18 protein-coding genes are annotated in these 17,746 nt (G+C 71.4%); 10 read left to right on the plus strand and 8 right to left on the minus strand.

The window, feature by feature from the left end:
- Positions 1–170 precede the first annotated feature (170 nt).
- From RBR11_RS17675 to RBR11_RS17690, 4 genes are read left to right on the plus strand one after another with little or no spacing between them, the layout of a single operon-like run.
- Positions 171–1,388 (plus strand): aminotransferase class V-fold PLP-dependent enzyme, encoded by a 1,218-nt coding sequence (locus RBR11_RS17675; protein ID WP_308490702.1) that lies wholly within the window; start codon positions 171–173, stop codon positions 1,386–1,388.
- A gap of 48 nt (positions 1,389–1,436) precedes the next feature.
- Complete coding sequence (locus RBR11_RS17680) at positions 1,437–2,747, plus strand: ABC transporter substrate-binding protein (protein WP_308490703.1); 1,311 nt, start codon at positions 1,437–1,439, stop codon at positions 2,745–2,747.
- A 4-nt stretch (positions 2,748–2,751) separates the two neighbouring features.
- Positions 2,752–3,744: a carbohydrate ABC transporter permease gene (locus RBR11_RS17685; RefSeq protein WP_308490704.1), complete on the plus strand. Its 993-nt coding sequence runs from the start codon at positions 2,752–2,754 to the stop codon at positions 3,742–3,744.
- Positions 3,741–4,634 carry a carbohydrate ABC transporter permease gene (locus RBR11_RS17690; protein ID WP_308490705.1) on the plus strand — a complete coding sequence of 298 codons (894 nt, stop codon included), beginning with the start codon at positions 3,741–3,743 and terminating at the stop codon, positions 4,632–4,634. The genes RBR11_RS17685 and RBR11_RS17690 overlap by 4 nt, the downstream gene beginning before the upstream one ends.
- Before the next feature lie 70 nt (positions 4,635–4,704).
- Here the strand turns inward: RBR11_RS17690 and RBR11_RS17695 are convergent, their stop codons facing one another.
- Positions 4,705–6,627: a DUF4407 domain-containing protein gene (locus RBR11_RS17695; RefSeq protein ID WP_308490706.1), complete on the minus strand. Its 1,923-nt coding sequence runs from the start codon at positions 6,625–6,627 to the stop codon at positions 4,705–4,707.
- A 231-nt stretch (positions 6,628–6,858) separates the two neighbouring features.
- Between RBR11_RS17695 and RBR11_RS17700 the strand changes: the two genes are divergently transcribed.
- Positions 6,859–7,335 carry a SixA phosphatase family protein gene (locus RBR11_RS17700; protein ID WP_308490707.1) on the plus strand — a complete coding sequence of 159 codons (477 nt, stop codon included), beginning with the start codon at positions 6,859–6,861 and terminating at the stop codon, positions 7,333–7,335.
- 23 nt (positions 7,336–7,358) lie between these two features.
- Here the strand turns inward: RBR11_RS17700 and rlmN are convergent, their stop codons facing one another.
- Positions 7,359–8,609, minus strand: coding sequence for a dual-specificity RNA methyltransferase RlmN (gene rlmN, locus RBR11_RS17705; RefSeq protein WP_308490708.1), 1,251 nt, complete (start codon positions 8,607–8,609; stop codon positions 7,359–7,361).
- A 141-nt stretch (positions 8,610–8,750) separates the two neighbouring features.
- On the opposite strand from rlmN, the gene RBR11_RS17710 reads away from it, so the two are divergent.
- Complete coding sequence (locus tag RBR11_RS17710) at positions 8,751–9,389, plus strand: bifunctional 4-hydroxy-2-oxoglutarate aldolase/2-dehydro-3-deoxy-phosphogluconate aldolase (protein ID WP_308490709.1); 639 nt, start codon at positions 8,751–8,753, stop codon at positions 9,387–9,389.
- A gap of 164 nt (positions 9,390–9,553) precedes the next feature.
- Positions 9,554–10,144, plus strand: a complete 591-nt coding sequence (locus tag RBR11_RS17715; RefSeq protein ID WP_308490710.1) for an ankyrin repeat domain-containing protein — start codon at positions 9,554–9,556, stop codon at positions 10,142–10,144.
- A 77-nt stretch (positions 10,145–10,221) separates the two neighbouring features.
- Here the strand turns inward: RBR11_RS17715 and RBR11_RS17720 are convergent, their stop codons facing one another.
- Positions 10,222–11,064 carry an SDR family oxidoreductase gene (locus tag RBR11_RS17720; protein ID WP_308490711.1) on the minus strand — a complete coding sequence of 281 codons (843 nt, stop codon included), beginning with the start codon at positions 11,062–11,064 and terminating at the stop codon, positions 10,222–10,224.
- Positions 11,065–11,205: 141 nt separating this feature from the next.
- Complete coding sequence (locus RBR11_RS17725) at positions 11,206–11,967, minus strand: SDR family NAD(P)-dependent oxidoreductase (protein WP_308490712.1); 762 nt, start codon at positions 11,965–11,967, stop codon at positions 11,206–11,208.
- Between the two features lie 108 nt (positions 11,968–12,075).
- Here RBR11_RS17725 and RBR11_RS17730 point away from each other — a divergent pair, with 108 nt between their 5' ends.
- Together RBR11_RS17730 and RBR11_RS17735 are read left to right on the plus strand one after the other, a co-directional pair.
- On the plus strand, positions 12,076–12,441 hold the full coding sequence (locus RBR11_RS17730) for a DUF488 domain-containing protein (protein WP_308490713.1): 366 nt from the start codon (positions 12,076–12,078) through the stop codon (positions 12,439–12,441).
- 145 nt (positions 12,442–12,586) lie between these two features.
- The gene (locus RBR11_RS17735; RefSeq protein WP_308490714.1) at positions 12,587–13,702 is read left to right on the plus strand and encodes a PQQ-dependent sugar dehydrogenase; all 1,116 of its coding nucleotides are present in this window, start codon (positions 12,587–12,589) and stop codon (positions 13,700–13,702) included.
- A 7-nt stretch (positions 13,703–13,709) separates the two neighbouring features.
- Here the strand turns inward: RBR11_RS17735 and RBR11_RS17740 are convergent, their stop codons facing one another.
- Genes RBR11_RS17740 through RBR11_RS17755 form a run of 4 tightly spaced genes read right to left on the minus strand, consistent with a single transcriptional unit; the run spans position 13,710 to position 16,727 of the window.
- Positions 13,710–14,045 carry a carboxymuconolactone decarboxylase family protein gene (locus RBR11_RS17740; RefSeq protein WP_308490715.1) on the minus strand — a complete coding sequence of 112 codons (336 nt, stop codon included), beginning with the start codon at positions 14,043–14,045 and terminating at the stop codon, positions 13,710–13,712.
- On the minus strand, positions 14,042–14,452 hold the full coding sequence (locus tag RBR11_RS17745; RefSeq protein WP_308490716.1) for a (R)-mandelonitrile lyase: 411 nt from the start codon (positions 14,450–14,452) through the stop codon (positions 14,042–14,044). Before RBR11_RS17745 ends, RBR11_RS17740 begins: the two co-directional genes overlap by 4 nt.
- Before the next feature lie 36 nt (positions 14,453–14,488).
- A complete protein-coding gene (locus RBR11_RS17750) occupies positions 14,489–15,517 on the minus strand; it encodes a zinc-dependent alcohol dehydrogenase family protein (protein WP_308490717.1) in 1,029 nt (342 codons plus the stop codon).
- A gap of 10 nt (positions 15,518–15,527) precedes the next feature.
- Complete coding sequence (locus RBR11_RS17755) at positions 15,528–16,727, minus strand: MFS transporter (protein ID WP_308490718.1); 1,200 nt, start codon at positions 16,725–16,727, stop codon at positions 15,528–15,530.
- 102 nt (positions 16,728–16,829) lie between these two features.
- Here RBR11_RS17755 and RBR11_RS17760 point away from each other — a divergent pair, with 102 nt between their 5' ends.
- The gene (locus RBR11_RS17760) at positions 16,830–17,723 is read left to right on the plus strand and encodes a helix-turn-helix transcriptional regulator (RefSeq protein WP_308490719.1); all 894 of its coding nucleotides are present in this window, start codon (positions 16,830–16,832) and stop codon (positions 17,721–17,723) included.
- Positions 17,724–17,746 lie beyond the last annotated feature (23 nt).

Raw genomic sequence — 17,746 nt, forward strand, 5'->3', positions numbered from 1 at the left:
CCTCCTCCTGCGCCATCCCCTCCGAGTGTGGGGCACCAGGCCCGTCCGACGATAGTTGTATAACGACTCGGCACGCAAAAGCCGAAAAGATGGCCATTTGCTTCCTTGTGTGGCAAAGTTGTGCGACAAGTCAGACATCACTCCCTGAACTCTCGAGGATGAGCACGCCCATGGACGACCCCCGCACGGCCGCCCGCACCGCCCCGGTGCGCCTGGAGTCCTACGACCGGGCCCGCAACGCCTGGCCGCTCGACCCGACGATCGTGCACTTGAACCACGGGTCCTTCGGCGCGGTGCCCAGCGAGGTCGTCGCCGTCCAGGACCGGCTGCGGCGCGAGGCCGACCTCGGCCCGATCGGCTGGTTCCCGCGGATCGCTGAGAAGGTGGCCGAGGCGCGCGCGCTCACCGCCCCGTTCGTCGGCGCCGCCCCGCAGGACTCCGTCTTCGTGCCCAACGCCTCCGCCGCCGCGACCGTCGTCTACAACGCGCTGCGCCTCGACGCCGACGACGAGATCCTCGTGACCGACCACGGCTACGGCGCGGTCACCATGGGCGCGGCACGGCTCGCGCGGCGCTTCGGCGCCCGCGTGCGCACGGTAGGGCTCGGCCTCTTCGACGACGAGGACGCCGTCCTCGCCCGGTTCGCCGAGGCGATCGGCCCGCGTACCCGCCTCATCGTCGTCGATCAGATCACCTCCCCCACGGCCCGGCGCCTCCCCACCGCCGAGATCACCGCGCTCGCGCACGCCAGGGGCGTCCGCGTGCTCGTCGACGGCGCGCACGCGCCGGGGCTCGTCCCGGACGCCGCGCTGGCCGGCGGCGGGGACTGGTGGTTCGGCAACCTGCACAAGTGGCCCTGCGCGCCGCGCGGATCCGCCCTCCTCGTCACCCGCGCCGAGGATCGCGACGAGCTCTGGCCGCTGATCGACTCGTGGGCCGCGCACGAGGCCTACCCCGCCCGCTTCGACACCCAGGGCACGATCGACGCGACGGCGTACCTCGCCACGCCCGCCGCGATCGCCTTCGTGGAGCGGGAGTACGGCTGGGAACGCACCCGTGCCACGCTTTCGGAGATCGCCGACGCCGGCGCCCGGATCATCGCCGACGCCTTCGAGGCGCAGGCGGACGAGCCGGCGCTCGTGGACCTCCCGATGCCCGTGCCCTCCATGCGCCTGGTGCGCCTGCCCCGCGGCATCGGCCGCGGCCGCGAAGAGGCGGACGACCTGCGCATGCGGCTGTTCGACGAGCTGCGTGTGGAGACCGCGTTCACGAGCTTCGCGGGGACAGGGTACTTCCGCCTCTCCGCGCATCTGTACACCGAGGCCGCCGACTTCGAGGCGTTCGCCGAGCGCTGCGTCCCGCGGATCCTCGAACTCGCCCGATCCTGATCCCTTGCATCATCCCCCTGCAGTATCCACACAACGAAAGGAAGCCCCATGGTGAAGCGCACCCGACTCACCGCGATCGCCGGGGTGGGCACTGTCGCCCTCCTCGCGCTCACGGCATGCTCCGGCGGAGCGACGACCGGCAGCGGCTCGAACGGCAAGGTCACCCTCCAGATGGTGGAGAGCCTGACCAACCCCGACCGCACCAAGCTCATCCGCGGCTTGCTGGACGATTTCCAGAAGGCCAACCCGGACATCACCGTGAAGCTGGTCTCGCCGCCGACCGAACAGGCCGACACCACGATCCAGCAGATGCTGCAGTCGGGTAAGGGCATCGACGTGCTCGAGGTGCGCGACATCACCGTCGGCCCGTTCTCGAACAACCACTGGCTGTACGACATGTCCGGCGACCTGAAGAGCTGGGACGGCTGGAAGGAGCTCACCGACAACGCCAAGTCCGCGGCCGACTCGAAGGGCAAGAGCTGGTTCGTGCCGTACGGCTTCTACGGGCTGTCGCTGTTCTACCGCACGGACCTCGTCAAGCAGGCCGGCTTCTCCGCACCCCCGCACTCCTGGACCGATCTGCTCGAGCAGGCGTCGAAGATCCAGGATCCCGCCAAGAACCAGTTCGGCTACGCGTTCCGCGGCGGCAAGAACGCCAACTCGAACGTCGTCGCCGCGATCGAGGCCTACACGATCGACGACCTCGACGTGAAGAACGCCTTCAACCTCAAGGACGGCAAGACGATCTTCTCGTCGCCCGCGGCGCAGAAGGCGGTCGACGACTACTTCGCCCTGTTCAAGAAGGCCTCCCCGCCGTCCGCCGTTTCCTGGGGGTACCCGGAGATGGTCGCCGGCTTCACGAACGGCACGACCGGCTTCCTGCTGCAGGACCCCGAGGTGATCGCCACGGTGTCCGCCTCGAGCCTGAAGCAGGACCAGTGGAACACCGCGCCGCTGCTCGTCGGACCGTCCGGCAAGGCCGCGCAGCCGCTCGCGGTCGCCGGCTGGGGCGTCGCGCAGTCCAGCGCCCACAAGCAGGCCGCGGTCAAGCTCGTCGAGTACCTGTCGTCGGCGAAGCCTGCCACGACGTTCGCGCAGAAGAACAGCCTCGTGCCGATCATCGCGGCCGCCGCGAAGGACCCGTTCTACTCGACCGGGCCGTGGAGCAGCTACGTGACGATGACCCAGCACCCGGACACCTACGTCAACGTGCAGCAGCCGCGCGGCGTCAGCTGGTGGACCGAGTGGATCCAGAAGTCCGACCAGGACGTGCAGAGCGTGCTGCTCGGCAACATGAGCACCAAGGATCTGCTGAAGTCCTGGGACCAGTACTGGACCGACAAGCAGAAGAAGGGCTGATGTCGTGACCTCGACCTCCGCCCCCGAGCGCCCGGCCGGCACCGCCGGCCGGGCCGCTCCGGCGCGCCGCCCCGCTGCCGGCGGCGCGCCCCGGACGTCCGCCGGCGGGCGTCGACGCACGACGTTCCGCTCCCGGCACGCGCTCACGATCCTGGCCTTCCTGGCTCCCGCGATCGTGTTCGTGTGCTGGTTCACCTATTTCCCGATGCTCCAGGGCGCGCGCATGGCGTTCCTGGACTACAACCTGTGGGACCTCACCTCCACGCCGTTCGTCGGCGTCGACAACTTCGCGAAGGTCCTCTCCGATCCGGTCTTCCCGACGGTCGCCGTCAACACCGTGCTGTGGGTCGTCGGCTCGCTCGTGCCGCAGTTCGTGATCGGGTTCCTGATCGCTCTCGCGCTGCGCCGGCGGTTCCGTTTCCGCGGCGTGTACCAGGCCCTCGTCTTCTTCCCCTGGGCCGTGTCGGGCTTCCTCATCGGGATGCTGTTCCGCTGGATGTTCAACGCCGAGTTCGGGGTCGTGAACGACCTGCTGATGAAGGCGCACCTGATCTCCGCGCCGCTGCCCTGGCTGGCCGATCCGAAACTGGCCATGTTCGCCGTGATCGTCGCCAACGTCTGGTACGGCGTGACGTTCTTCGCGATCATGATCCTCGCGGCGCTTCAGTCCGTGCCGGACGAGGTCCTCGAGGCGGCGAGCCTCGATGGCGCCGGCAAGGCGCGGCAGCTGTTCTCGATCGTCATCCCGTACATCTCCACCACGCTGTTCCTCACGGTGCTGCTGCGGGTGATCTGGATCTTCAACTTCCCGGACATCATCTGGGCGATGACCGGCGGCGGCCCGGCGAACCGGACGCACATCATCACCACGTGGATGATCAACTTCACCCAGCAGGGCAACTACGGCACCGCGAGCGCGATCGGCCTCATCGTCGTGGCCGTCCTGTTCGTGTTCTGCGCGTTCTACCTCTTCGCGATGCGGAAGGCCACCCGATGACCGCGACGATGACCCTCACGACCGGGCGGACCGGATCCTCCCGCCCCGTCCGCCCCGCGCGCTCGCGCGTCAGCGCCGGCGGGGTCACGAAGGCGATCGGCCTGGCGCTCTGGCTGGTGATCACCCTGTTCCCGCTGTACTGGATCGTGCTGACCTCGTTCAAGTCGCCGCAGACGGTGAACCGGTTCCCGATCGACTACTGGCCCTCCCAGCCGTCGGTGCAGAACTACGCGAAGCTCTTCGAGGACGCGAACTTCGGGGTGTTCCTGGCGAATTCCGCGACCGTCTCGCTGCTGGCCGGGGCGACGTCGACGCTGATCGCGCTGCTGAGCTCGTACGTCATCTCGCGGTTCGAGTTCCGCGGCAAGGGGGCGGTGCTCATCGCGTTCCTGCTCACGCAGATGATCCCCGCGTTCATCGCGCTGGGACCGCTGTACACGATGATGACCGACCTGGGTCTCGTGGACAACCGGTTCGGCCTGATCCTCGTCTACGTGGCCGTGTGCATCCCGTTCTCCACGGTGATGCTGCGCGGATTCTTCGAGAACGTGCCCGACGCGCTCGAGGAGTCGGCGATGATCGACGGGTGCTCCCGGCTCGGCGCGCTGTTCCGGATCCTCGTGCCGGTGATGACCCCGGGCATCATCGCGGCGTTCATCTTCAACTTCGTGAACTGCTGGAACGAGCTCTTCCTCTCCGTCGTGCTCATGCAGTCCGAGGAGAACCGGACCGTCCCGGCCGCGCTGAACGGCTTCATCTCGACGTTCAACGTCGACTGGGGCTCGATGTCGGCCGCGGCCGTGCTCACGATCCTGCCGACGATGGTCCTGTTCGCCGTCGCCAGCCGCTGGATCGTGGCGGGCCTCACCGCGGGGTCGGTGAAGGAGTAGACCACCCTCCGCGATGCCCGTACGACAGCGCCCCCTCCGGCCACGAGCCGGAGGGGGCGCTGTTCTGCGGTCAGACCCGAGCGGTCCCGGGCCGGGCGGGCACGCGGCCCGGGTGCGCGGACGACGGGGCGGGATGCGCGGATCCGACGCCGGGATGCGCCGGCACGGGCCACGACGGGGCGGGCGGCGCCGGGGCGAACGCCGGCGCGTGCGGCGCGTCCGCGGCCGGAGCAGCCTCCGCCGCCGCGACCGGCAGGACCGTCGTGGGCGCCTCGGGAACCGGATCCGGGTTCACCGCAGCACGACCGGCGGCGATGTCCGCGTCGTGCGCGTCGGCGAAGGCGCGGTCGCGGGCCTCGGCGGCGATGATCGCCGCGCGGTCGCGGTAACCCTTGGAGGTGACGCGGTCGAGCTCGACCTGCTTGGCGATCGCCTCGGCCTTCTCGTACAGCGACGGGTCGCCCCAGCTCGTGAGCACCTTCACGATCACCGGCAGCAGCTCGATCATGAAGAACAGCGCGGCGATGAGCCAGTGCGCGAAGCCGAGAATGGGCTCCTTGGCCGAGAGCCGGTCGAGCGCCGTGATCTGGCTGAGCAGGCCGACCGCATTCGCGTTCGTGCCGGCGACGGACGCCGCCCGGGCGTTGTACGCGTCGAGGGCGGACTTGTAGGCCTGCTGGGCGGCGGGCAGCTGGTCCTTGGCCTGCTGGCGGTTCTGCGCCTCGGTCGCCATGGTCGCGGTCTTCGAGGAGGCGTCGGCCTTGTCGAGGTCGGTGTTCGCCTGGCGCAGCTGCGCGGCGAGCGCGTCGTAGGTCTGCTGCGCCTGATCGAGCTGCGCCTTCGCCGCGTCGGAGCTCGCGCCGGATCCCTGCACGCCCGTGCAGCCGGGCACGGTGCCCGCGCCCTGGCCGGTCAGCTCGCACTGGTAGAGCGCGCGGGCGGAGTCGATGACCTTCTGCTGGTCGGCCATCTGGCCGGTGACCTTGGTGACGGTGTCCTGGGCGGCCTTCTGCGAGGCGGAGTCGCTGGACGTGCCCTTGACGATGCCCGTGGACTCCTGGTTCTGCAGGTCGGCGAGACGCGCGGAGGCGGCATCGAGCGCCTTCTTCTCCGGCCCGTCGGCGACGGCCTTCTGGTCGCCCTGCGCCTGGGTCAGGTTGGTCGTGGTGACCTCGCGCGCGATGTCGTTGTGGAACGCCTGCAGCACGATCGGCTCGGCGACGACGAAGCCGATGATCGCGGCCATCAGGATCCGCGGGATCGCGAGGCCGATGAGCCGGCCGACCTTGCGCGTCGAGCGCATGGTCGAGGTGAGGAAGCGGTCGAGGTTGAAGATCAGCAGGGCCCACACGATCGCGAGCGGCGCGGCGATCCAGGCGAGCACCTGCACACCCGTGGTGAGCGCGAAGAACATCGACAGCGCCGAGACCAGCGCGGTGCCCGCGAGCACGAAGAACATCTGCACGAAGCGCGGCTGCTCGCTCGGCACGCGGTCCAGGATCAGGCCGTCGGCGCCGCCCAGCACCGCGAGGCGGCGCAGGAACCACCCTTCGGGGCGCGGCTGCTTCCGGGGCTTCGACGCACGGGGCTGCTTCGGAGCGCGGCGCGGGAGCGGGGCGGGCTCGGGGAGCGCCACCGGTTCGGGCAGCGCCTCGGTCACGGCGGGCTCGGGCTCGGCTTCGGCCACCGCGGGCTCGGGCTCGGCTTCGGCCACGGCGGGCTCGGGCTCGGCTTCGGCCACGGCGGGCTCCGGCACCGGCGGGCGCGGCGGCACGACCGGGGCGACCGGCGCGGTCGGCGCGGTCGCGGTCTCGTGGATGAAGGGCTCGTCGATCGGCAGGGTCTCCGCGGATCCACCGCCCTCGGGCGTGTAGTCGCGGACGAAGTAGAGAGGCTCCTCGACCGGGGTCTCGGGGTCGTTCTGTCCGTCGACGTCGAAGGAGATCCGGCCCTGGGAATCCATGCGGCCGGGTCTGTGGGCGGAGTAGGACATCCCTCAAATCTACGAAAACCCGCCTGTAAGACCCGTGCACGATCCCTGGACGCGACCCCAGGAGAACATGGGCGCCGGCTATGGACGCGTCCACGACCGCCGGCGAGCGCACCGCGCCTTCGACGCCCCCTCCCCTCGTCGACGCCCCCTCGCAACCGCGTCACCCCGAGGGGGCGCGGGCGCGGGGAGGGGGCCTCGACGAGTCCGCCGCGTCGTGACAGGCTGAGCGCCATGAAGACGCTGCTGCTGGCCCGCCACGCGAAGTCCGACTGGGACGTCGACGGTCTGCACGACCACGACCGGCCGCTGAACGCCCGCGGCCGCCGCGACGCGCCCGCGATGGCCCGGCGCCTGGCCGGCGAAGATCTCGGCGTACAGCGGATCGTGTCCAGCACCGCCACCCGCGCCCGCAGCACGGCCGCCGCCTACGCCGCGGCGCTCGAACTGCCGGTGATCGAGGATCCCGCGCTCTACGCGGCGTCCGCGCGCACGATCCTGCACGTCGCCGCCGCCCTCCCCGACGGCGTCGACGTCGCGATGCTGGTCGGCCACAACCCCGGGATGACGGACGCCCTGGCCGAACTCACCGGCTCGTACGCGGAGTTCCCCACCTGCGCGGTCGCCGAGTGCGCGGTCGACGTCGGCTCCTGGGCGGAGCTGGTCGAGGGATCCGGCCGGCTGCTGCGGCTGCGCACTCCGGGCGACTGAGGATCCGGGTCGGCGGCGGAGGCTCAGGCCATCGCGGCGGCGGCCGCCTCGTCCTCGGTCGTGGCGACGAGCTGACCGCAGGCGCCGTCGATCTCCTTGCCGCGGGTGTCGCGGAGGGTCGTCGGGATGCCTGCGTCGTTCAGGCGGCGGACGAACTCGTCCTGCACGGACTTGTCCGAGGCGGTCCAGATCGACCCGGGCGTCGGGTTCAGCGGGATCGGGTTCACGTGCACCCAGCCGCGGCCGCGGGCGTTGAGCTTCTCCGCGAGCAGGTCGGCACGCCAGGCGTGGTCGTTCATGTCCTTGATGAGCGCGTACTCGATCGAGACGCGGCGGCCGGTCTTCTCGAAGTACTCGCGGGCGGCGTCGAGAGCCTCGTCGACCTTCCACCGGGAGTTGACCGGGATGAGCTCGTCGCGCAGGTGGTCGTCCGGCGCGTGCAGCGAGAGCGCGAAGGTGACCGGGATGTTCTCGTCGGCGAGCTTGTGGATCGCCGGGACCAGGCCCACGGTCGAGACCGTGATGCCCCGCGCGCTCATGCCGAGGCCGTCGGGCTGCGCCGCGACCATGATCCGCACCGCGTCCATCACGCGCTTGTAGTTCGCGAGCGGTTCGCCCATCCCCATGAACACGATGTTCGAGACGCGCTCCATCGAGTGGTCGTCGGCCTTCTTCCCGCCGAGGCCGCCCTCCGCGATGAGACGGTTCGCGCGCACGATCTGGTCGACGATCTCCGCCGTCGACATGTTGCGGGTGAGACCGGCCTGGCCGGTGGCGCAGAACGGGCAGTTCATGCCGCAGCCCGCCTGGCTCGACACGCACAGGGTGATCCGGCCCGGATAGCGCATGAGCACCGACTCGACGAGCGCGCCGTCGTGCAGACGCCAGAGGAACTTGATCGTGTCGCCGCGGTCGGTCTCCAGCCGGCGCACCTCGGTGAGCAGCGGCGGCAGCATGCCGGCGACGAGCTCATCGCGCTGCGCGGCGGGCAGATCCGTCATGTGCGCGGGATCCGACGTGTAGTGCGTGAAGTAGTGCGTGGCCAGCTGCTTGGCGCGGAAGCCGGGCAGGCCCAGCTCCTTCACCTTCTCGACGCGCTCGGCGGGCGTGAGGTCGGCGAGGTGCACCGGGGGCTTGCCGCGGCGAGGGCTGGCGAACTGCAGGAGCGGGCGCCCCTCGGCGTCCTTCTTCTGCGTCCAGCCTTCAGTGGCGGGGCGCACCTGGGCGCGCTTCGTGGGCGCGCCGGAGCGGGCGGACGCAGGAGTCTCGGACATGGTTCCAGGGTAGGGCCTCGCAGGTGCGAACAGCCTGGACGGATCCCGCGCGACCCGCGGCCGCCGCCGGCCCGGGAACAGCGCCGTTCCGGGGCCCGGGGCCGTGCACAATGGGAGCAATCCCCGATCCGAAGGAGCCCCATGAGCGACCGCCTCGCCCGCACCCGATCCACCGGAGTCCTCGCCGTGCTCCGCGCCCCCTCCCCCGAGGCGGCGCTGCAGACCGCCGAGGCGCTCATCCGCGGCGGCGTCACCGGGATCGAGGTCACCTACTCCACCCCCGACGCCCCCGCCGTGATCCGCGAGCTCATCGCCCGCCACGGTGACGCCGCGTACGTCGGCGCGGGCACCGTCACCACGGACGCCGAGGCACACGCCGCAGCCGAGGCCGGCGCCGCGTTCCTCGTGAGCCCGGGCACACTGCCCGACCTCACCCGCACGATGCAGGACACCGGCGCGGTCGTGATGACCGGGGCGCTCACCCCGACCGAAGTGATGACGGCCCTGCGGCTCGGGGTCGACGTGGTGAAGATCTTCCCGGCATCGCTCGGCGGGCCGTCGTACCTGGGCGCGCTGCGCGGGCCGTTCCCGTCCGCGCCGCTCATGCCGACCGGCGGGGTCACCCCGGGCAACCTCGCGGACTGGTTCGCGGCGGGAGCCGTCGCGGTCGGCGCCGGCGGGGACCTCGCCCACAGCGCGTCGATCACGGCCGAGGACTGGGCCGACATCGAGGCCCGCGCCACGCGGTTCTCCGCCGCGCTCGCAGACCTGCGGAAATGAGGAATCCGGATCCCCTACGCCCAGGGGATCCGGATTCTGAAATGGTATACCAATTTCGGGACCTCTCGCCACTCCGATTTCGTCGGGCGAGCGCTCCCCCGTCGAGCCGCCCGGCGACCGCGCCGCGTTCCGCTGAACCCACTCCCACCAGAACGGATGCCGAAATGACCGCCCTCAACTCCCGCCTCTACGACGCCGCGGTCACCGGCGACGCCGCCGCGATCCGCGCCGCGATCGCGGAGGGCGCCGACATCGAGTCGCGCGGCGCCGGCGGGATGACCCCGCTCCTCGCCGCGACCAAGGGCAACAGGGTCGAGGCCGCACTGGCCCTCATCGACGCCGGGGCCGACGTGAACGCCAAGGACGACATCGTCGACTCGACCTACCTCTACGCCGGGGCCCGCGGCCACAACGAGATCCTCCAGGCGGCGCTCGCGCACGGCGCCGACCTGCGCAGCACCAACCGCTACGGCGGCACGGCGCTGATCCCCGCCTCCGAGCGCGGTCACCTGAGCACCGTGAAGATCCTGCTCGAAGCCGGCGTGGACCCGAACCACATCAACAACCTGAACTGGACCGCGCTGCACGAGGCGATCGTGCTGGGCGACGGTTCGCAGAGGTACGCCGACATCGTGCGCGAGCTCATCCGGGGCGGCGCCGACATCACGATCCGCGACGGCGACGGTGTGCTGCCGCGCGACCTCGCGTCCTCCCGGGGCTACGCCGCGATCGTCGCCGAGATCGACAAGGCCTGACGAAGAAGCGGGGCCGCGACCCTCCCGTCACGGCCCCGCAGTCGATGGATCCCCGATCGGGGATCAGTCCCGGACGATCAGTCCAGGAAGATGTCCGGGTACATCCGGTCGTCCGGGGTGCCGGGCACGGCCGCGTAACCGGAGAAGTCGGTGACGCCCTCGGCCTCGAGCACGTCCTCCACCACGAGGGTCTGCCCGGTCAGCTCGCGGGCGGACTTCGTGATCACCGCGTAGGCGGCGTCGGCGTAGATCGCCGGGGTGCGGCTCACGGCCATCAGCCGGTCGCCGCCGATCACGTTCTGCACGGCCGCGGTCGCGATGGTCGTGCGCGGCCAGAGCGTGTTGGCGGCGATGCCGTCCTTGCCGAACTCGGCCGCCATCCCGAGCGTCGCCATCGTCATACCGTATTTCGCGAGCGTGTAGCCGGTGTGCGCGCCGAGCCAGCGCGGGGTGACGTTCAGCGGCGGCGAGAGCGACAGGATGTGCGGGTTCGGGGAGTCCTTCAGGACCGGGACCGCCGCGCGCGACAGCATGAACGTGCCGCGCACGTTGACGTCCTGCATGAGGTCGTACTTCTTCGCCGCGAGGTCGAGGGATCCGGACAGGTCGATCACGCTCGCGTTGTTGACGACGATGTCGATCCCGCCGAACTCGCCCTGCGTCTTCAGCACGGCCTCGGTGATGCTCTCGTCGTCGCGCACGTCGCCGAGGATCGGCAGAGCCCGTCCGCCCGCCGCCCGGATCTGCTCCGCGGCGGTGTGGATCGTGCCCTCGAGCCTCGGGTGCGGGGTGTCGGTCTTCGCGAGCAGGGCGACGTTCGCGCCGTCGGCGGCGGCGCGCAGTGCGATCGCGAGGCCGATGCCGCGGCTGCCGCCCGACATCAGCATGGTCTTGCCCGCGAGGGGCTTGTTCTCGGTCATGGGATCCTCGGTTCTCACAGGTGTGTCTCACTGCTCCCGTCGCGTTTCCTGTCGCCATCCGCCCGTCAGAGCGACAGATTTCGCGACGGGAATGGGAGTGGCTCGGGGCGAAGCGCGTCTGGTCGTCGCGGGCGGATCAGGTCAGCGCGGCGCCATGCGGATCGCGCCATCGAGGCGGATCGTCTCGCCGTTCAGGTAGCCGTTCTCGACGATCTGCTGCACGAGCGAGGCGTACTCGTCGGGGCGGCCGAGCCGAGCCGGGTAGGGCACCTGCTCGCCGAGCGAGTCCTGCGCCGCCTGCGGCAGGCCCGCGAGCATCGGGGTCTCCATGATGCCCGGGGCGATCGTGCACACCCGGATCCCGTACCGGGCGAGCTCGCGCGCGATCGGCAGCGTCATCGCGTGCACGCCGCCCTTCGACGCGGAGTACGCGGGCTGGCCGATCTGGCCGTCGAACGCCGCGACGCTCGCCGTACTCACGATCACGCCGCGGTCTCCGCTCTCCGATGGGTCGTTCGCGGCGATCACGGCCGACGCCTGCGAGATGACGTTGAACGTGCCGACCAGGTTGATCCGGATGATCCGCTCGAACGCGGCGAGGTCCGTGGGGTTGCCGTCGCGGTCGAGCACCTTCGCGGGCGGGGCGATGCCCGCGCAGTTCACGACGATGCGCAGCGGGGCGGCGGCCTGCGCGGCGGCGACCGCGGCGGCCACCTCGTCGGGGCTGGTCACGTCGGCCGGGGCGAAGACGCCGCCCAGCTCGGCGGCGAGCTCGGCACCCTTCGAGGAGGGCAGGTCGACGATCGTCACGGTCGCGCCCGCGGCGGCGAGGCGTCGCGCGGTGGCGAGGCCGAGCCCCGAGGCGCCGCCCGTGACGAGGGCACCCGATCCTTGGATCTGCATGCTGTTCTCCTTCGAAACCTGCAACCGAGTCTCAGCCTACGTGACGCTGCGTCTCAACGCGTCCGAAAAGTCGGAGCCGGAGATGCGGATCGGGTGTTTGCTGGAGACATGGATCTTCGTCGCAAGCGAGCCTATGACACCGCCACCGCGGACGACGGCTTCCGAGTGCTGGTGGACCGCCTCTGGCCGCGCGGCGTCTCGAAGCAGAACGCCGCGATCGACCTGTGGGCGAAGGACACCGCTCCCTCCCCCGAACTGCGCCGGGACTGGCACCATGCGCCGCCCGGCGACTGGGGACTGTACTCGGACCGCTACCGAGCCGAGCTCGCCCACGAGAGCGGCCCGGCCCTCGCTGCGCTCGCCGACGAGCTGCGCCCTCATCCGGTCGTCACGCTCGTCTACGCCGCGCACGATCCGGTGCACAACCACGCGGTCGTGCTGGAGCAGGCGCTCCGCGCCCGGCTCGGCGCCTGATCCCGATCCGGATCCCTCGGTTTCTCCCCTCCACTCCGCTCGCTGGTCGCGAATCGTCGCATGGAGGCCCGAATGAGGGCGTGTCGCGACCAGCGAGCAGTGGTGGATCACCCCGGGTGGCGAGGATGCTGGAGGTCAGGAGGCGATGATGCACGCGACGACGCGACGGAGGATCGCCCGCGTCGCGGCCGGCCTGGTCCTGGCCGCGCTCGCGCTCACCGCCTGCACGCCGTCGACGGCCCCGCGGCCGAGCACCCCTGCGCCCATGATATCGCCGTCGACCGCCCCGGCCGCTCCCACCGTGCTCGCAAGCGGTCTCGCCGCGCCGTGGTCGATCGTGCCGATCGGGACCGGCGCCCTGATCTCGCAGCGCGACGACGCACGCGTGCTCGAATGGACGCCGGGCGGCGGCCTGCACGAGGTCGGCGTCGTGCCCGATGTCGTCTCGGGCGGCGAGGCCGGGCTGAACGGTCTCGCCGTGCGCGACGACGCCGGAACCCGCTGGCTCTACGCCTACCACGCGACCGCGGACGACAACCGGGTGGTGCGGGTCCCGTTGACCGGAAGCCCCGGAGCGCTGCGGTTCGATCGCCGTGCCGTCGAGGTCGTGTTCCGCGGGATCCCCCGGGCCCGGTTCCACGACGGCGGTCGGATCGCGTTCGGCCCGGACGGCATGCTGTACGTGGGCACCGGGGACGCCGAGCAGCGCGACAGGGCGGGGGATCGGAACGACCTGGGCGGCAAGATCCTGCGGCTCACCCCCGAGGGACGGCCCGCTCCGGGCAACCCGTTCGGCACCGCCGTGTACAGCCTCGGGCACCGCAACGTCGAGGGCCTCGCCTGGGACGGCGCGGGACGGCTGTGGGCGAGCGAGTTCGGACAGGACACCTGGGACGAGCTGAACCTGATCCGGCCGGGCGGGGACTACGGCTGGCCCGAGCACGAGGGCAAGGCCGGCGACCCCCGCACGATCGATCCGGTGGTGCAGTGGCGTCCGGCCGACGCCAGTCCGAGCGGCATCGCGATCGTCCACGACGTCGTCTACCTCGCGGCCCTGCGCGGGGAGCGGCTCTGGGCGGTCGACATCGGGGCGGCGGATCCGACGCCCCGAGACGCGTACGTCGGAGAGTTCGGGCGGCTGCGCGACGTCGTCGCCGCGCCGAACGGCACGCTCTGGGTGCTCACGAACAACACCGACGGCCGCGGCTCGCCGCGCCAGGGCGACGACCGGCTGCTGCAGCTGCCGGTGCCGCGCGGCTGACCGCGGCTCAGTCCGGCGCGCTCTCCCCCGGCGCGCGGAAGACGGCGCGGACCCGCCCCATCGCGGCCATGGCGCGCGGCCAGCCCGTGTAGAACGCGAGGTGCGTGATCGCCTCGACGAGCTCCTCCTCAGTGGCGCCGTTGTCGCGGGCGAACGCGAGGTGGAAATCGAGCTGCTCGACCGCGCCGAGCGTCACGAGCGCGGCGACGGTGACGAGGCTGCGATCCCGCTTCGCGAGCGCGGGACGCTCCCACACCTCGTCGAAGAGCACCGCGTCGGTGTAGTGCGCGAGCGCCGGGGCGATGTCGCCCACCGAGCGCTGTCCGCCGGTCCAACCGGTCATGCTCCCGCCCTGCCCTCGTACTCGGCGTCGGTGACGTGCTCTTTCCAGACCGTGGTCGTTGCAGGATCGTCGCCGGCCTCGAGCATCGCGAGGTGCTCCATGAAACAGCCGGGGGCGGCGGCGTGCCAGTGCTCCTGGCCGGGCGGTGTGTACAGGGTCTCGCCGGGATGCACCTCGATGATGTTGCCCTCCCGGTCGCCGAAGCGGGCGACGCCCTGCGTCACACGCAGGTACTGCCCGCGCGCGTGCGAGTGCCAGGCCGTGCGCGCGCCCGGTGCGAAGCGCACCAGGGCGACCGTCATGCGCTGATCCGCGTCGTGCGGGGCCGCGATGCGGTCGAGCCAGACGTCGCCGTGGAACTGCTCGGGCGGGTTCTTGACCGTGGGGGCGGCCGGTTCGATGTTCATGATGATCCCTTTCTCCTGATGCGTCCGGTGGTGATCTCAGTCGGTGGTGAGCAGCACCTTGACCGCACGGCGCTCGTCCATCGCGCGATATCCCTCGGCCGCCTCCTCGAGCGGCAGGGTGAGGTCGAAGACCGCACCGGGGTCGATCCTCCGCTCCCAGATCAGGTCGATCAGCTCGGGCAGGAAACGGCGCACGGGCGCCGGTCCGCCGTGCAGGTGCACGCTCGAGAAGAACAGCTCGCGCCCCTCGAGCGCCACATCGTGGGAGACGCCCACGAACCCGACGTGGCCGCCGGGACGCGTGGCGCGGATCGCCTGATCCATCGACTCCTGCGTGCCGACGGCCTCGATCGTGCAGTGCGCGCCGAGGCCGTCGGTGAGCTCCTTGATCCGGTCCACGCCCTCCGCACCGCGCTCCTCGACGACGTCTGTCGCGCCGAAGCTCCGGGCGAGCGCCTGACGGTCCGCGTGCCGCGACATCACGATGATCCGCGCCGCGCCGAGCTGCCGTGCGGCGAGCACGCCGAGCAGTCCGACCGCACCGTCGCCGACCACGGCGACGGCCTTGCCCGGCCCGGCTTCGGCGGCCACCGCGGCGAACCAGCCCGTGCCGAGCACGTCGGAGGCGGCCAGCAGCGACGGCACGAGATCGGCCGGCGGCTTCCCCGGCAGCGCGACGAGTGTGCCGTCCGCGAGTGGGATCCGCGCGTACTGCGCCTGGGTGCCGACGGACCCCATCATGACCTGGTGCACGCAGCGCGACTGATAGCCGGCCGCGCAGATCTCGCAGGTGTTGTCCGAGGCGACGAAGGATCCGACGACGTGATCGCCGGGGCGGATCCCGGTGACCTCGGCGCCGACCGATTCGACGACCCCGAGGTACTCGTGCCCCATCCGCCGGCCGCCGGGGCGCAACGGCTCGGCACCGCGGTACGGCCACAGGTCGGATCCGCAGATGCAGGTCGCGGTGACGCGGATGATCGCGTCGGTGGGCTCGAGGATGGCCGGCATCTCGAGCTCCTCGGTCCGGACATCGCCCGGCGCGTGCATGACGACTCCACGCATGGTGTTCTCCTCAGCGGGTGGTGGTGACGGCGGAGACAGCGGTCGTGTCACCGCGACGGGGGCGGAGCGAAGCGGCGAGCGCCGCGGACAGCAGCAGCACTGCGGCGCTGGTCAGGAAGGTGACGAGATGGCCGAGATGATCGAAGATCACGCCGCCGACGGTGGATCCGAGCGCGATCGACAGCTGGATCACCGCCACCTGGAGCCCGCCCCCGGCCTCGGGGTCCTCGGTCAGGGTGTGCGCGACCCAGCTGGCCCAGCCCACCGGAGCCGAGGTGCCCAGCAGACCCCACAGCGCCAGCAGCACGGCGACCGGGGCGAGCCAGGATCCGGCCGGCACGAGCGCCGCCGCGATGAGCGCCATGAGCACCGGGATCACGACGAGCGCCGCGTGCGACCCGTGCCGGAGCACCCGCTCGATCAGAACGGTTCCGAGCAGGCCGCCGATCCCGACGATGAGCAGGACGAGCGCGACGGCCGTCGGATCGAGGCGGGTGACGCGCTCGAGGAACGGCCGGACGTAGGTGAACAACAGGAACTGCCCGGCGAAGAAGGCACCGCAGGCGGCCATTCCCCGCGCGACCGTCCGCGACCGGAGCGCACCGAACACGTGCGCAGCGGAGCGCGGCGGCGGCGGCATGGACGGCAGGCTGATCCACTGCCAGACGAGTGCGAGCACCGACACCGGGACCAGGCACCAGAACGCCCCCTGCCAGCCGATCACGGCACCCAGGAAGCTGCCGATCGGAGCGGCGACGACGGCCGCGAGGGCGTTCCCGCCGTTGAAGATCGCCAGCGCCCTGGGCACGTGGTGATCGGGGACGAGCCGCATCGCCGCGGAGATCGACATCGACCAGAACCCGCCGATCACCACGCCGATCATCGCCCGTCCGACCAGGTAGACGAGGTACGTCGGCGCCACCGCGATGAGCGCGCTGGACAGCGTCATCACCGCGGTGAGCACGAGCAGCAGCGTCTTGCGATCCATCCGGCCTGCGAGTCGTGAGATCGACAGGCTCGTGATCACGGCGAACAGGCCCGAGATCGCGATCCCCTGCCCAGCCGCCCCCTCGGTGACCTCCAGGCCGGCCGCGATCGGGGTGAGCAGACTCACCGGCATGAACTCCGCGGCGATCAGCGCGAAGACGCAGAGGCTCATGGCGAGCACGCCGCTCCAGTGCGCGGTGCGGCTCGTGTCGGAAGCGGTCATGGGCTCCACTCTCCCCCTGCCGCGGCGCGCGCGGGAGGCCCTGCCGGAGCGTGTACCGGCAGGGCACCCCTCGACGGCGGGGATCGGAATAGCCTGCTGTCCATGGACAACAAGGCCGAGGTGCGCGAGTTCCTGATGACGCGCCGCGCACGCGTCGCGCCCGAGGAGGCGGGGCTCAGCGCGGGGCCGAACCGCCGGGTCGCCGGGCTGCGCCGCAGCGAGGTGGCCGCCCTGGCCGGCGTGAGCGTGGAGTACTACGCCAAGCTCGAGCGCGGAGCCATCGCCGGGGCGTCGGCCTCGGTGCTCGATGCCGTCTCCCGCGCCCTGCGGCTGGACGATGCCGAGCGCGCGCATCTGCTCGACCTCGCCCGCGCGGCCGACGGGATCCCGGCGAGCGGTCGTGCCCGGCGCCGAAGCGCACGGCCGGGCGCGCTCCGCCCGAGCCTGCAGTGGGCGCTGTCCTCGATCACCGACGGCGTCGCGTTCGTCCGCGATCCCCGGCAGAACCTGCTCGCCGTCAACGCGCTGGGCCGCGCCTTCTACTCGCCGCTGATCGGCGACGCAGGACGCACTCCGAACCTCGCCCGGTTCCAGTTCCTGGATCCGGGCGCGCGCGACTTCTATCCGGACTGGGACCTGTTCGCGAGCATGTGCGTCGGGGTCATGCGCGCGGAAGCGGGCCGGGATCCGCACGACAAGGAGCTGCAGGACCTCGTCGGCGAGCTCTCCACCCGCAGCGAGGTGTTCCGCCGGCTGTGGGCGGCGCACGACGTGCGCACGCACGGCGCCGGCACCAAGCGCTTCCACCATCCGGTGGTCGGCGAGGTCACTCTCGCGTACGAGGAACTCGCGCTCACGGCGGAACCGGGCAACGTCATGCTGGTCTACACGGCCGAGCCGGGCTCGCCCTCGGCGGAGCGGCTGCGCCTGCTCGCCTCCTGGGCGGCGACCCAGAAGGCGGACCGCCCCGCCGTCTCACCGGCGACGGACGGCTGACGCGCCCCGCGCGATCCGGATCC

The sequence above is a fragment of the Microbacterium capsulatum genome (assembly GCF_030865425.1).
GTDB classification, from domain to species: domain Bacteria; phylum Actinomycetota; class Actinomycetes; order Actinomycetales; family Microbacteriaceae; genus Microbacterium; species Microbacterium capsulatum.

Bases quoted from the DNA above. Each gene is read 5' to 3' on its own strand.
- RBR11_RS17675 (WP_308490702.1), top strand. From the start codon at position 171: ATGGACGACCCCCGCACGGCCGCCCGCACCGCCCCGGTGCGCCTGGAG.
- RBR11_RS17680 (WP_308490703.1), top strand. From the start codon at position 1,437: ATGGTGAAGCGCACCCGACTCACCGCGATCGCCGGGGTGGGCACTGTC.
- RBR11_RS17690 (WP_308490705.1), top strand. From the start codon at position 3,741: ATGACCGCGACGATGACCCTCACGACCGGGCGGACCGGATCCTCCCGC.
- RBR11_RS17695 (WP_308490706.1), bottom strand. From the start codon at position 6,627: ATGTCCTACTCCGCCCACAGACCCGGCCGCATGGATTCCCAGGGCCGG.
- RBR11_RS17700 (WP_308490707.1), top strand. From the start codon at position 6,859: ATGAAGACGCTGCTGCTGGCCCGCCACGCGAAGTCCGACTGGGACGTC.
- rlmN (WP_308490708.1), bottom strand. From the start codon at position 8,609: ATGTCCGAGACTCCTGCGTCCGCCCGCTCCGGCGCGCCCACGAAGCGC.
- RBR11_RS17710 (WP_308490709.1), top strand. From the start codon at position 8,751: ATGAGCGACCGCCTCGCCCGCACCCGATCCACCGGAGTCCTCGCCGTG.
- RBR11_RS17715 (WP_308490710.1), top strand. From the start codon at position 9,554: ATGACCGCCCTCAACTCCCGCCTCTACGACGCCGCGGTCACCGGCGAC.
- RBR11_RS17720 (WP_308490711.1), bottom strand. From the start codon at position 11,064: ATGACCGAGAACAAGCCCCTCGCGGGCAAGACCATGCTGATGTCGGGC.
- RBR11_RS17725 (WP_308490712.1), bottom strand. From the start codon at position 11,967: ATGCAGATCCAAGGATCGGGTGCCCTCGTCACGGGCGGCGCCTCGGGG.
- RBR11_RS17730 (WP_308490713.1), top strand. From the start codon at position 12,076: ATGGATCTTCGTCGCAAGCGAGCCTATGACACCGCCACCGCGGACGAC.
- RBR11_RS17735 (WP_308490714.1), top strand. From the start codon at position 12,587: ATGATGCACGCGACGACGCGACGGAGGATCGCCCGCGTCGCGGCCGGC.
- RBR11_RS17740 (WP_308490715.1), bottom strand. From the start codon at position 14,045: ATGACCGGTTGGACCGGCGGACAGCGCTCGGTGGGCGACATCGCCCCG.
- RBR11_RS17745 (WP_308490716.1), bottom strand. From the start codon at position 14,452: ATGAACATCGAACCGGCCGCCCCCACGGTCAAGAACCCGCCCGAGCAG.
- RBR11_RS17750 (WP_308490717.1), bottom strand. From the start codon at position 15,517: ATGCGTGGAGTCGTCATGCACGCGCCGGGCGATGTCCGGACCGAGGAG.
- RBR11_RS17755 (WP_308490718.1), bottom strand. From the start codon at position 16,727: ATGACCGCTTCCGACACGAGCCGCACCGCGCACTGGAGCGGCGTGCTC.
- RBR11_RS17760 (WP_308490719.1), top strand. From the start codon at position 16,830: ATGGACAACAAGGCCGAGGTGCGCGAGTTCCTGATGACGCGCCGCGCA.